Annotated in this window: 11 protein-coding genes; 5 read left to right on the top strand and 6 right to left on the bottom strand. The window is 68.8% G+C overall.

Going from position 1 to position 13,578, the window contains the following annotated elements:
* Positions 1 to 2: 2 nt before the first annotated feature.
* Genes ABEU20_RS21395 through ABEU20_RS21375 form a run of 5 tightly spaced genes read left to right on the top strand, consistent with a single transcriptional unit; the run spans position 3 to position 5,029 of the window.
* Entirely contained in the window at positions 3 to 878 is an 876-nt protein-coding gene (locus tag ABEU20_RS21395; protein ID WP_420166392.1) for a branched-chain amino acid ABC transporter permease, read from the top strand.
* On the top strand, positions 878 to 1,918 hold the full coding sequence (locus ABEU20_RS21390) for a branched-chain amino acid ABC transporter permease (protein ID WP_420166391.1): 1,041 nt from the start codon (positions 878 to 880) through the stop codon (positions 1,916 to 1,918). Before ABEU20_RS21395 ends, ABEU20_RS21390 begins: the two co-directional genes overlap by 1 nt.
* Complete coding sequence (locus tag ABEU20_RS21385) at positions 1,915 to 2,682, top strand: ABC transporter ATP-binding protein (protein WP_420166390.1); 768 nt, start codon at positions 1,915 to 1,917, stop codon at positions 2,680 to 2,682. The genes ABEU20_RS21390 and ABEU20_RS21385 overlap by 4 nt, the downstream gene beginning before the upstream one ends.
* Positions 2,682 to 3,395, top strand: a complete 714-nt coding sequence (locus ABEU20_RS21380; protein ID WP_420166389.1) for an ABC transporter ATP-binding protein — start codon at positions 2,682 to 2,684, stop codon at positions 3,393 to 3,395. The genes ABEU20_RS21385 and ABEU20_RS21380 overlap by 1 nt, the downstream gene beginning before the upstream one ends.
* Positions 3,392 to 5,029, top strand: a complete 1,638-nt coding sequence (locus tag ABEU20_RS21375; protein ID WP_420166388.1) for a class I adenylate-forming enzyme family protein — start codon at positions 3,392 to 3,394, stop codon at positions 5,027 to 5,029. Before ABEU20_RS21380 ends, ABEU20_RS21375 begins: the two co-directional genes overlap by 4 nt.
* Here ABEU20_RS21375 and uca read toward each other — a convergent pair.
* From uca to urtA, 6 genes are read right to left on the bottom strand one after another with little or no spacing between them, the layout of a single operon-like run.
* A complete protein-coding gene (gene uca, locus ABEU20_RS21370) occupies positions 5,019 to 8,606 on the bottom strand; it encodes an urea carboxylase (RefSeq protein WP_420166387.1) in 3,588 nt (1,195 codons plus the stop codon). The two genes, ABEU20_RS21375 and uca, sit on opposite strands and share 11 nt — an antisense overlap.
* 52 nt (positions 8,607 to 8,658) lie before the next feature.
* On the bottom strand, positions 8,659 to 9,351 hold the full coding sequence (urtE, locus tag ABEU20_RS21365) for an urea ABC transporter ATP-binding subunit UrtE (protein WP_420166386.1): 693 nt from the start codon (positions 9,349 to 9,351) through the stop codon (positions 8,659 to 8,661).
* Positions 9,352 to 9,353: 2 nt separating this feature from the next.
* On the bottom strand, positions 9,354 to 10,151 hold the full coding sequence (urtD, locus tag ABEU20_RS21360) for an urea ABC transporter ATP-binding protein UrtD (protein WP_420166385.1): 798 nt from the start codon (positions 10,149 to 10,151) through the stop codon (positions 9,354 to 9,356).
* Positions 10,148 to 11,236, bottom strand: coding sequence for an urea ABC transporter permease subunit UrtC (gene urtC, locus ABEU20_RS21355; RefSeq protein ID WP_420166384.1), 1,089 nt, complete (start codon positions 11,234 to 11,236; stop codon positions 10,148 to 10,150). The genes urtD and urtC overlap by 4 nt, the downstream gene beginning before the upstream one ends.
* On the bottom strand, positions 11,233 to 12,117 hold the full coding sequence (urtB, locus tag ABEU20_RS21350) for an urea ABC transporter permease subunit UrtB (protein ID WP_420166383.1): 885 nt from the start codon (positions 12,115 to 12,117) through the stop codon (positions 11,233 to 11,235). Before urtB ends, urtC begins: the two co-directional genes overlap by 4 nt.
* 36 nt (positions 12,118 to 12,153) lie before the next feature.
* Positions 12,154 to 13,422: an urea ABC transporter substrate-binding protein gene (gene urtA, locus ABEU20_RS21345; RefSeq protein WP_420166382.1), complete on the bottom strand. Its 1,269-nt coding sequence runs from the start codon at positions 13,420 to 13,422 to the stop codon at positions 12,154 to 12,156.
* Positions 13,423 to 13,578 lie beyond the last annotated feature (156 nt).

Below are 13,578 nucleotides of genomic sequence, written 5' to 3'. Positions count from 1 at the left end.
AGATGACCGACCCCCAACTCTGGCTCGCCGCACTCGAGATCGGCGCCTTCTTCTCCCTCATCGCACTGGGCATGTACCTCGTGGTGGTGGGTGCGGACTTCTTCAACTTCGCGATGGGCCCGTACGCGATGGCCGCGGCCATGGCGTGCAGCTTCGTCGTCGTCGACCACGGCGTCCCGCTGTGGCTCGCGCTGCTGCTGGGTCTCGCCGTCGGCATGGCACTGTCCGTGATCACCGAGAAGCTCGTCGTGCAGCAGGTCCAGAAGCGTTCGGGCCGTGGTGAACTGCCTGCCCTCGTCGCGGTCACCGCGGTGCTGTTCGCGGTGCAGCAGTTGGCCGGCACCGTCTTCGGCCGGACTCCCTTGCCCGGCCAGAAGCTGTTCGATTTCGAACCGGTGACCGTCGCCGGCGCCACGGTCGACAGTTCGTCGATCGTCCTGATCGTCGGTACCGTCGTCGTGTTCGCCGTGGTGGGGCTGTGGCTGCAGGCGACGCAGACCGGCCGTCTGCTGCGTGCGGTCGGCGACAACCCGGAGGCCGCGCGCATCCTGGGGCTTCCGGTGAACCGAGTTCGACTGGTGGCCTTCACGGTCGCCGGGCTCATCGCCGCGATTGCCGGACTGCTGTTCGCGCCCAAGGCCGGTGTGCAGTTCACGAGCGGATTGTCGTGGACGCTCACGGCATTCATCGCGCTCGTGATCGGCGGCACCGGACGCAGCTGGGCGCCTCTGGTCGGCGGTCTGCTGCTCGGCTTCGTGCAGGTGTTCGCGCCGTACTACTTCGGTGCCAGCGCCGCCCAGACCGCGATCCTGCTGATCGCGTTGGTGTTCTTCGCCTTCCGGCCGGAGGGCCTGCTCTCGAGGAAGGTCCGCGTCTGATGTCGACTCTCACGTCACCGCCGTCGGAGGCGGCAGCGCCCCGACGGCCCTCGCGGGCTCGCCGGTCGCTCACCAACATCGCGATCGAGGCCGGCATCACGCTCGTCGTCGTCGCCGGGGTGCTGGTGTGGATGGGCCCGAGCCTGTACCGGCAGGACCTGGTGTTCCTGGCCGCGACGTACTCGCTGATCGCCCTGGGCATGTACATCCCGTTCGTCATGGCCGGCTCGCTGTCGATGGCGTACAGCGCGTACGCCGCGATCGGCGCGTACGCGGTGGCCCTCATCTCGGTGAAGACCGGGCTGTCGATGTGGTGGGGCTGGGTGATCGGCGCCCTCGTCGCGGCAGTGGTCGCGGTGATCCTGGCGCTCGCGACACAGAAGCTGTCCGGCTTCTACCTGGCTGCCGTCACACTGCTGTTCGGAATCGCGTTCGAGCACTGGCTCATCGACGGTCCCAGCTTCACGGGCGGCTCCGCCGGCCTCTCCGGTGTCGAGGCGGTCACGTTGTTCGGATGGCAGCCGCCGCGGTACGCGCTGGTCGTGCTCGCGATCCTGTTCGTCTGCCTGATCGCGGTGATCGTCGACCGTCTCCGCAAGTCGGTGTGGGGGCTGACGCTGCGTGCGGCCCGTGACAACAAGAACGCCGCCCGGTCGTCGGGCGTCAACCCCGCCCACCTCACCGTGATCGCGCTCGCGATCGGTGCGGCGATCGCGTCGACCGGTGGCTCGCTGTTCACCGTGTCGGTACAGGCCGTGACACCCGAGACGTTCACGCTGAGCATCGTGTTCCTCGCGATCTTCATGCCGATCATCGGCGGCCGGAACAGCGCGTGGGGCGCCCCGCTCGGTGCGCTGATCGTCGTGATCGTGACCCTCAACATGCCCGGCTACCAGGGCAGCGGCGAACTGCTGCTCGCCGTCGCGGTGCTGTTGATCCTCGTCGTCGCGCCGGGCGGTGTGATCGGCTGGGTCGGTACGGCATTCGCCAAGGTGACCGGCCGCGGCAGTTCCAACGAGCGAGGAAGTGATCGGACGTGAGTGTGCTGCTCGAGGTCTCGGGCCTCACCAAGAACTACGGCGGTGTCCGTGCCGTCGACGACGTCTCGTTCACCGTCGCTCCCGGCGAGGTGGTCGGTCTGGTCGGTCCGAACGGTGCCGGCAAGACCACACTGGTGGACTGCATCTTCGGGACACAGAAGGCGGACGCCGGCACGGTGCGACTGGCCGGCCGGCCGCTGACCGGACCGAGCGAGAAGCGCGCCCGGCACGGCCTCTCGCGCACCTTCCAGCACCCACAGTTGGCACTGGAACTGAATGCCGTCGAGAACATCGTGCCCGCCCTGTACGGACGCCGGATGCGCACCCCGCTGCACTCACTGTGGTGGGCGCTCAAGGGCCCGTTCGAGAACTGGGACGCGACCGCGGACCGGGCCCGTGCCGTCGCGCACGAATACGCGATCGACGACACCACCAGCGCCTGCGGCGAACTGAGTCTCGGTGGGCAGCGTCTGGTCGAGGTGGCGCGCGCGATGGCCACGGACCCCCGGGTACTGCTGCTCGACGAGCCGTTCGCCGGTGCCGACCACACGGGCATCGCCGCGATCGCCGGTGCGGTCCGCAAGATTCAGGCGCAGGGCCGCGGCGTCGTGCTGGTCGACCACAACGTCGATCTCATCGCCGAACTCGCAACGACCATCGTGCTGCTCGACTTCGGATCGGTCGCCTTCCACGGCGCACCCGCCGAATGTCTCGCGAGCGACGCGATGCGCGAGGTGTACTTCGGGGCAGGAGAGGAAGTGTGATGACCACGCTCGAGGTGACGCACCTGAAGGTCCGGTACGGATCTGCCGTCGCGGTCGACGGCGTCTCGTTCTCGGCGCCGTCCGGTACGGTGACGGCGATCGTCGGCCCCAACGGCGCCGGCAAGTCCAGTCTGTTCGGAGCGATCTACGGCTCCGTCCGCAGCACCGGACAGGTGACGATGGACGGTCGCCGGGTCGACGGCCTGTCCGCGCTGCAACGGGTGCGCGAGGGCTTCGCGTACGTCCCGCAGGGCCGGCAGTTGTTCATGAAGATGTCGGTGCGCGAGAACCTGCAGGTGGGCGCCGACCTCCTCGGCCTGAAGAAAGACGCGATCGACTCGGCGTTCGACCGGTTCCCGGTGCTGCGCGAGCGATCCGGCAGCTACGCCGGTGTCCTCAGCGGCGGCGAACAGCAGATGCTGGTGCTGGGACGGGCCCTGCTCGCGACGCCGAAGGTGCTGCTGCTCGACGAGATGATGACCGGACTCGCGCCGAAGATCGTCGCCGAACTGCGTTCGCTCGTGGCGGGTCTCGGGGCCGAGGGCGTGACGGTGCTCGTCGCCGAACCCGCGCTGGCGGCGCTGAAGTCGGTGGTACAGCGCGGCTACGTGATGCAGCGCGGCAGGATCGTCGACACCCGGGACGACGCAGCGTCGCTCGACGCCGCGTACAAGCAGTCGATGGGCATGTTGGAAGCGACAGTGGAGCAGTGACGGTGACCGGACGATTCTCGACCACCCTGGACGTCGCTGTCGGTGACTTCGCGACCGACCCCCGCAAGCTCGACGGCCTGAGCGTCAGCGAACTGGTGCGGCACTGGGCTCTCACGATCGGTGAGCGGATCGCGTTCATCACGCCCGACTCGCGCATCTCGTGGGCGAGCTACGACGCGACCGCCGACCGGATCGCGTCGGCGCTGGCCGCGGTGGGCGGCGAGTCCGCCGTCGCGCTGTACCTGCCCGACACGATGGTCTTCCATGCGGCGCTGTGCGCGGCGTACCGCACCGGCCGGATCGCCGTCGGGATCGGATCACGTTCCGGTGTCAAGGAAGTGGCGCACCTGAGCACCCGCGCCAGCTGCCGGACGCTGGTCACCGCGCGGTCACTGCGCGGCCAGGACACCGCCGCGCTCGTCGCGGAACTACGCGAGCGGACCGGCGGGCCCGAGCACGTGATCTACGTCGACGACCTCGGTTCCGTCGAGGTCGAGGACGCCGCCGGTGCGCCGGTCGAGATCACCGACCGCCGGTTCGACGCCACCAGCCCGCGGTTCGGCGTCGACGACGTGTCGCTGCTGAACTCGACCTCGGGCACCACCGGCCTGCCGAAGCTGGTCACCCAGACCGAGCGTCGCTGGATCGGCTTCTCCGAAGTGGCCGTACGTGCCGGACGGATCACCGGCGCCGATGTCTTCTTCGGCGCGGTGCCGGCGCCGTTCGGCTTCGGGCTGTGGACGTCACACTTCCTGCCGGCCCTGCTCGGCGCCCCCAACGTGGTGGTCGAACGCTTCGGTGCGGACACCATGGTCGACCTGCTCGAGCGGGAGCGGGTGACCGTCCTGAACTGTGTCAGCACCCAGTTCAAGATGCTGCTGCGGTCGGAGCGGGCTCAGTCGGCCGACCTGAGTGCCCTGCGCGCGATGTTCACCGGGGGCGAGGCGGTGCCGTACTCGGAGGCGCTCGCGTTCGAGCAGCGGACCGGGGCCGCGGTGCTGCAGTTCTACGGCTCCAACGAGACCGGTGCGGTGAGCGTCACGACCGTCGACGACGACGCCGACACCCGCCTGCGCACGTGCGGACACGTGGTCGCGGAGGCACAGGTCCGGGTGTTCGACGACGCGGGCGTCGAGGTGCTCGGCGCCGAGCGTCGCGGACAGCCCGGTGTGAACGGCCCGCTGACGTGCCACGGGTACTGGGACGACGATGCGGCCAACTCCGAGCTGTACACCGACGACGGCTGGATGCTGCTCGGCGACATCGTCGAGATCGACGCGGACGGACGCCTACGGGTGGTGGGGCGCAAGGCCGACATCATCATTCGCGGCGGCAAGAACATCTCGGCGGTGGAGGTCGAGGAGTTCGTGCGCGCACACCCGGCGGTCACGATGGTGGCCGTGGTGGGCGTGCACGACGCGCTCTTCGGCGAGAAGGTGTGTGCCGTCGTGGTGACGGCCGACGGCGCCGAACTGGGCGCCGACGAGCTGTCCGCGTGGCTCACCGCGCAGGGCGTCACCCGTGAGTACATCCCCGAGCACGTCGTCACCGTCGACGAGCTCCCCCTGGCGCCCGGCGGGAAGGTCGCCAAGGGGGTCGTGAAGGTGCTCGCCGAGGAGCGGCTCAGCCAATGACGGCCAGCGGAGTGCCGGGCGCCACCTTGGCGCCCGGCTCCGCGAGCACCTGCAGCACCGTCCCGGTGGCGGGGCAGGGGACCGGCATCTCGAGCTTCATTGCCTCGAGGATCACCGCCGGATCGCCCGCGCAGACCTGCTGTCCCGGTGCGAGTTCCACCCGCCACACGTTCCCGACCATCGGCGCCTCCACCACGACCGCGCCCGCCGGCACGTCCGGCATCGAGGATTCCGGCTCGGGCTCGGGTGCGGCCTCGGCCCGGTCGAACTCGCCCGCCGCGTGCCACGCGCGCTTCTCGGCCTCGAACGCCGCGCCCTGACGCTCCTCGAACTCGGCGATCGAGGCGGCGTTCTCGGCGAGGAACGCCGTGTGGTCGGCCAGCGCGAACGTGCCCTCGCTGATGTCGGCGTCGAAGCGTCCCGCGCGAGACTCCGCGCGTGCCTCCTCGAGCTGCTCGGGAGTGACGGGCTCCCAGACGATCCGGTCGAAGAAGCGGAACAGCCACGGCTTGCCGCTCTCGAACGGCGCACGCTGCCGGTAGCCCGACCAGATCGGCACCGTCCGTCCGATCAGCTGGTACCCGCCGGGCGACTCCATCCCGTACACGCACAGGTACTTGCCGCCGATACCCACCGCGTCCGACGGCGTCCACGTGCGCGCCGGGTTGTATTTCGTGGTCACCAGGCGATGGCGCGGATCGAGCGGAACCGCGAGCGGCGCACCGAGATACACGTCGCCGAGCCCGAGCACCAGGTACTCGGCATCGAACACCGCGCGGCGCACGTCGTCCATGCTGCCCAGTCCGTTGACCCGCCGGATGAACTCGGTGTTCGACGGCAGCCACGGCGCGGTGTCCCGCACTCCGCTGCGGTAGCGGGCCATCGCCTCGTCGATCGACGGGTCGTCGAACGAGAGCGGCAGGCGCACGGTGCGGCTCGGCACCACCAGGTCGTGCGTGGCCGGCAACTGCGCCTCGAGCTCCTGCAGCAGTCCGAGCAGGCGGAACTGCGGCAGGACGTCCGGGTCGAAGTGCAGGTGGAGCGAACGCACACCGGGCGTGACGTCGATCAGCCCGGGGACTTGCAGGTTGGCCAGCGCCTCCGACAGCGCGTGCACGCGCATCCGCAGTCCGAGGTCGAGGGCCATCGGGCCGTACTCGACGAGGATGTTGTCGTCCCCGCCGCGTAGGTACGCCACCGCGGGTCGGTCGGCGTCCGCGTCGATGCGCCCCAGCACGCCACCGTCGCCGCGCGAGATACGCACGGCAGGAACATCCTTGGCGCGTAGATGATCCGACCGGCGCAGCGCGTCGGCGTCCGCGTCGGGCACGGGGACGAAGCGCACGGCGTCTCCCGGCCGGATCTGACCCATCTTCCAGCGGTGCGCGCTCACCACCGTGAGCGGGCACGCGAACCCGCCGAGGCTCGGGCCGTCGGGCCCCAGCAGGATGGGAGTGTCGCCCGAGACGTTCAGTGCGCCCACGCTGTACGGATTGTCGTGCAGGTTCGACGGATGCAGGCCCGCCTCGCCGCCGTCCGGACGCGACCACGACGGCTTGGGGCCGTCGAGGCGAATGCCGGTGCGGTTCGCGTGGCTCGCCGTGGTCCAGGTGGTCTCGTAGAACTGCGTCATGTCGGCGTCGGTGAAGTAGGACGGCGACGGCTGTGGGCCCTCGGTGACCGCGAGGTGCCACGTGTGGGTCAGTTCGGGGCGCACGTCGTTCGGGACGCTCGCCGGTTCGGTGAGCGCGTCGGACTCGGGGAGCATGCCCAGCACGTCGCCGGTCGCGACGGCGCGGCCGGTGACGCCGCCGAAGCCGCCGAGAGTGAACGTCGCAGCGCTGCCGTGGAACAGCGGGACGTCGAGGCCGCCGCGGACCGCGAGATACGTGCGCAGGCCGGTGTCCGTGGGGGTGCCGATGTCGAGCACGGATCCGGCGCCGATCTCGATCGGCTCCCACATCGGCGCGGCCAGGCCGTCCACGGTCACCGGGACGGCGGCGCCGGTGACGCACACGACCGTCGGCGTGGAGAACTCGAGCCGCGGGCCCTGCAGCGTGCATTCGAGTCCGGGCGCGCCCACCGGGTTGCCCACCGCGGTGTTGGCCAGCGCGAACGACAGGTCGTCCATCGGACCCGACGGCGGAATACCGACCTCCCACAGTCCGACCCGACCCGGCAGGTCCTGCACCGTGGTCATGGTGCCGGCCCGCAGGACGTCGATCCGGCGACCGGACGTCGGCAGGTCCGCGAGCGTGGCGGTGGTGTTCTCGCCCAGTGGCGCGGCGCAGATGTGGCGCAGCTGAGGCAGATTGGTCTGCAGACCGTACAGGTGGGTGTCCGCGAGGGCGGCGCCCAATGCCGCGAAGGCCGCCTCGCGGGTGGCGCCGCCGGTGATGATCTTCGCGATCATCGGGTCGTAGTGCGCACTCACCTCGGTCCCGGTGTCGACCCACGTCTCGATCCGGGCGGCGGCGGGGAACCGGACCGAGGTGAGGGTTCCGGCGCTGGGCCGGTAGTCGTGCGCGGGGTCCTCGGCGTACACACGCGCCTCGACTGCGTGGCCGGTGATCGCGGGACCGGCGTCGGGCAGGCCGTCGAGCATCGACGGGTCACCACCGGCGAGACGCAGCATCCACGCCACCAGGTCGACGCCCGTCACCTCCTCGGTCACCGGATGCTCCACCTGCAGTCGGGTGTTCATCTCGAGGAACGACGCCTCGCCGCGGTCCACGTCGTACACGAACTCGACGGTGCCTGCCGAACGGTAGTTCACCGACGACGCGAGGTCCCGCGACGAGCGCAGCAGCTGCTCCACCACGCGCTCTGGCAGACCCGACGCCGGCGCCTCCTCCACCACCTTCTGGTTGCGGCGCTGCAACGAGCAGTCGCGGGTGCCCAGGCTCACCGTGCGACCGGCGCCGTCGCCGAACACCTGCACCTCGATGTGCCGCGCGCGGGCGACGAAACGCTCCAGGAAGACGCCCGACGACGAGAAGTTCGCCGCCGCCATCCGCTGCACCGTGTCGTACGCCGCGCGCAGCGCCTCCGGTGTGAAACACGCCTGCATGCCGATACCGCCGCCGCCACCGACTGCCTTGAGCATCACCGGGTAGCCGATGCGCTCGGCCTCGGCGACGGCCTCCTCGACCGATTCGAGCAGGCCGCTGCCCGGCACCAGCGGGACGCCCACGGCGCGTGCCGCCTCGCGGGCGGTGTGCTTGTTGCCGAACACCCGGAGCTGATCGGGTGTCGGGCCGACGAACGCGATACCGGCCCGCTCCGCCGCGGCGGCGAATTGCTCGTTCTCCGAGAGGAACCCGTAGCCGGGGTGGATCGCCCCTGCGCCGGTCGCGAGGGCCGCCTCGATGACCTTGTCGGTGCGCAGATACGACTCCCCCGCGGGGGCGGGTCCGAGCCGGACGGCCGCGTCGGCCATCTCCACGTGGGCGGCACACGCGTCGGCGTCGGAGTACACGGCTACCGTCTTCAGACCGAGTTCCCGGCCGGATCGGATGATGCGGCAGGCGATCTCGCCGCGGTTGGCGACGAGCAGGGTGTCGAAAGCGGGGAACACGAATGGTCTCCTTCGATGGGAGGGAGCGGTGGAGGCCGGTGAGATCGGCAGGTCAGATGGCCATGGCGGAGCGCACGACGGACTCGGCGTCCGCGCCTCCGGCGCCACTCGAGGTGACGCGACCGGACTCGAGGATGTAGTAGCGCTGAGCGGACTGCAGGGCGAACCCGATGTGCTGCTCCACCAGGAGGACACCGAGGTTGCCGCGCCGGGTCAGTTCGACGATCGCGGACTCGATCTCGGCGACGACGGACGGCTGGATGCCCTCGGTCGGTTCGTCGAGGACAAGCACGCGCGGCTCGGTGATCAGCGCCCGCGCGATCGCCAACTGTTGACGCTGGCCGCCGGACAGTAGCCCGGCCCGTCGGTCGAGCAGCGACTCGAGCGCCGGGAACAACGCCAGCTGTTCGTCGATGAGCGCCTTGCCGCGTTTGCGGCCGTCGGCGACCACTTGCAGATTCTCGAGACATGTCAGCTGTCCGAACGACTGCTGGCCCTGCGGGACGTAGGCGAGCCCGCGGGCGACGCGGGCGCTGGGACGCAGCTTGGTGACGTCCTGGCCGTCGAGCAGGACCGTGCCCGACGTCGTCTTCGCGAGTCCGACCGCGGCCCGCAGCAGCGTCGTCTTGCCGGCGCCGTTGTGTCCCATCACGGCGGCGACGCCGTCGGCGGGGACGGTGACGGTGACGCCGTGGATGATCTCGGTGCGGCCGTAGCCGGTCCGGATGTCGACGAGTTCCAGCATGATCAGGCCTCCTCGAGAACGTCGGCGGCGGCCGCGGTGCCCAGATACACCTGCTGGACCATGGGGTCGGACTGGATCTCCTCGACGCTGCCGTCGGCGATGACCTTGCCGCGGGCGAGGACCGTCACGGAGGTCGCGAAAGCCCGCATGAAATCCATGTCGTGCTCGACGACCACGACGGTGCGCTCGGCACCGATGCGCCGCAGCAGGTTTCCGGTCTCCTCGCGTTCCTCGTGGCTCATGCCGGCCACCGGTTCGTCGAGCAGGAGCACGTCGGCGTCCTGCACGAGGAGCATGCCGATCTCGAGCCACTGCTTCTGACCGTGCGGCAGGATTCCGGCCTTGCGGTCCCGCAGATCGGTCAGCCCGATCGTCTCGAGGGCCTCCTCGATCTGCGGCAGGACATTCTTGCGGCGGCGCAGCAGCGTCAGCGCGGATCGTCTCGCGCCGGCCGCGATGTCGAGATTCTGCAGCACCGAGAGGTCCTCGAAGACCGACGCGGTCTGGAACGTGCGGCCCACGCCCGAGCGAGCGATCTTGTGGACCTTCTGCCCCAGCAGTTCGACACCGGACTTGGCGACCGAACCGGTGGCCGGCACCAGACCGGTGATCGCGTCGACCAGCGTGGTCTTGCCGGCGCCGTTGGGGCCGATGAGGAAGCGCAGGTCACCCTGGAACAGTGTCAGGTCGACGCCGTCGACCGCGGTGAAGCCGTCGAACGTGACACGCAGATCGCGAATCTCGAGGTACTGGCTGGACATTCCGGCGTTGCCGCCGAGGCTGGGCTGGGGTTCGGTCATCGTGCGACCTCCAGTTCGCGGGTGGATTCGGGTTCGCTCTCGGTCGGGGTGGCGCGGCGGCGCTTGAACACCTTCGCCAGACCCGCGATGCCGGCCGGGAAGAACCCGATGACGACGATGAACAGCAGGCCCTGCGCGTAGGTCCATGCCGACGGGAAGTTCTCCGACAGCGTCGTCTGGGCCCATGCGACGCCGATCGCGCCGAGCACCGGCCCGAGCAGGGTGGTGCGTCCGCCGATCGCGACGCCGATGAGGAACGCGATCGAGGGGACGATCCCGACATCCGCGGGGGAGATGATGCCGACGATCGGCACGAACAACGCGCCCGCGATGCCGGCGAAGAACGCGGCCACCGTGTAGGCGACGACCTTGATGTTCGCGGGGTCGTAACCCAGGAACCGGACCCGCTCCTCCTGGTCGCGGACCGCGACCAGGAGCTCGCCGTAGCGGGAGTTCATCAGCTGCCGGGTCGCGGCGACGACGAGCAGCAGCACCGCCGCGGCGATGAAGAAGAGCATCCGCTTGTTCGCGGGATCGGAGAGATTGAAGCCGAAGAAGGTGCGGAACCGGTTGAGGCCGTTGGAACCACCGATCGACTGCTGGCCGATGAGCAGGATCGCGAACGCTGCCGCGAGCGCCTGCGACAGGATCGCGAAGTACGCGCCCTTGACCCGGCGCTTGAACACGCCGAGGCCGAGCAGGAACGCGACGACGGCAGGGACGAGCAGGATCGCGGCGATGGTCGTGAACGGATCCGCGAACGGCGTCCAGTAGGAGGGGAGTTCGCGGATGCCGGCGATCTGCATGAAGTCCGGCACCGCGTCCCCGCGCAGCTCCGCGTCGGCGATCTTGAGGTGCATCGCCATGATGTAGGCGCCGAGGCCGAAGAACACGCCTTGGCCGAGGGTGAGCATTCCGCCACGTCCCCAGGCCAATCCGATGCCGACCGCGACGATCGCGAAGCACAGGAACTTGGCCAGCAGATTGAGCCGGAAGTCCGACAGCATGGCCGGGGCGAGCCCGAAGAGGACGATCGCGGCGACGGCGAATCCCGCCCACATCCGGTAGCGACTGAGCACGGTCATACGAGGCTCCTAGATTTGGCCACGAACAGCCCCTGCGGGCGGACCTGCAGGAAGATGACGATGACGACGAACACGATCACCTTGGCGATCGACGCCGTGGTCGAGTACTCGATGAACGAGTTGAGGATGCCGAGCGCGAACGCCGCGACCACCGCACCCGACAGCCGGCCCAGACCGCCGATCACGACCACGAGGAACGCATCGATCAGATACGACTGACCGATGGTCGGGCTCGTCGACCCGATCAGTGTCAGCGCCACACCTGCAACGCCGGCCAGGCCGGAGCCGATGAAGAACGTGGTCACATCGGTTCGGCGCGAGGAGATTCCGCTGGTCTCCGCGAGATCGCGGTTCTGCACGACGGCCCGGATACGGCGCCCCATCGACGTCTTTGCCAGAGCGAAGGACAGCACCGCGACCGCGACGATCGCGAGCACCAGGATGAAGATGCGGGTCTTCGGCACCACGGCGCCGAGGATCTCCACGCCACCGGTGAGCCAGGACGGCGCGACGACGTTGACGGCGGGGGCACCGAAGATGTCGCGAGCGAGCTGTTGGAGTACCAGTCCCACACCGAAAGTCACCAGCAGGGTATCCAACGGACGGTGGTACATCCGCCGGATCAGCGTGGCCTCGAGCAGCACGCCCATCAGGCCGCCCACCACGAAGCCCACCACCAGGGAGATCAGCAGTGACGCCCCGGCGCTCGAAATGACCTGCTGCACCACGTATGCGGTGTAGGAGCCGGCCATGATGAATTCGCCGTGGGCCATGTTGATCACGCCCATCTGGCCGAACGTCAGCGACAGGCCCAGTGCCGCCAACAACAGGATCGACCCGATACTCAGGCCGGTGAACAGCTGCCCGATAACGACATCCATCGGTGCCCGCCCTTCTATGTCGTCGTTGGTCGCGAGCTAGCTACCCGATCCGGAAAGGCCCTTCGCCCAGTCGTAGCTCTCGAGGTAGGGGTCCGGCTGGATCGGGCCGTCGGACTCCCACACGGTGTAGATCAGGCCGTCGCCGCGGATCTCGCCGATGCGCGCGGTCTTGGTGATGTGGTGGTTGTCGCCGTCGATGGTCACGAGACCCTCGGGCGCCTGGAAGCTGACGCCGTCGGCGGCCGCCTGGACGTCGGCAACGGCGAACGAATCGGCCTTCTCCACAGTGTTCTTCCACAGGTACACCGACGTGTAGGCGGCCTCCATCGGGTCCGACGTCGGCTTGTTCGCGCCGTACTTCGCCTTGTACGCATCGACGAACTTCTTGTTCTCCGGGGAGTCGACGGTTTGGTAGTAGTTCCACGCGGTGAGCTGGCCGGAGACGTTCTGCGCGCCGATGCCGCCCACCTCCTCTTCGGCGATCGACACCGAGATCACCGGCATGTCCGCTGCTTTCAGGCCGACATTGGAGTACTCGCGGAAGAATGCGACGTTGGAGTCGCCGTTGAGAGTGTTGAAGACGGCGTCGGCGTCTGCGGTGCGGACCTTGTTGACGATCGTCGAGAAGTCGGTGGAACCGAGCGGTGTGTAGTCTTCGCCCTTGATCTCGATGCCGTTCGCCGCGGCGTACGCCTTGATGATCCGGTTCGCGGTCTGCGGGAAGACGTAGTCGCTGCCCACCAGGTACAGCGACGTGACGCCCTTCTCCTTCAGGTAGTCCAGCGCCGGCACGATCTGCTGGTTCGTGGTCGCGCCCGTGTAGAAGATGTTGGGGGAGTCCTCGAGACCCTCGTACTGCACGGGGTAGTAGAGCAGCGCGTTGTTGTCCTCGAACACCGGCAGCATCGCCTTGCGGCTCGACGACGTCCACCCGCCGAAAACGGCTGCGACACAGTCGCTACTGATGAGCTTCTCGGCCTTCTCGGCGAACACCGTCGGCTCCGACGCACCGTCCTCGGCGACGATCTGGATCTTCTTGCCGAGTACACCACCGGCGTTGTTGATCTCCTCGACCGCAAGCGCGATCGAGTCGCGGACGGTGACCTCGCTGATCGCCATCGTGCCGGACAGCGAGTTGAGCGAGCCGACCTTGACGGTGTCGCCCGACGTGTCGACGCAGGAGGCGGCGGACGTCGTACCGGCGGCCGAGGTGTCCGACGCCTTGCTGCCGCAGGCGGTGAGGACCAGGCCGAGCGCCGCGAGTGCGGCCGGGGCGGTGAGAGCACGCTTCGAGAACGTGGGCATGGACGAGCCTTTCCGTCGAGAGGAATGACGCTGAGCTGCGGAGAGGTACGTATACGACGCTGTATCCGTGATTCGAGACAGTAGGCGGAAGTTGTTGCGCCGGAATGTCTGTGGATCACGAGTTCGTGTCGCGTATTACGCACACATGAACAGGAG

It is taken from the genome of Rhodococcus parequi, from assembly GCF_046042785.1.
Lineage (GTDB): Bacteria > Actinomycetota > Actinomycetes > Mycobacteriales > Mycobacteriaceae > Prescottella > Prescottella parequi.
This window is presented reverse-complemented; position numbering and strand designations above follow the sequence as displayed.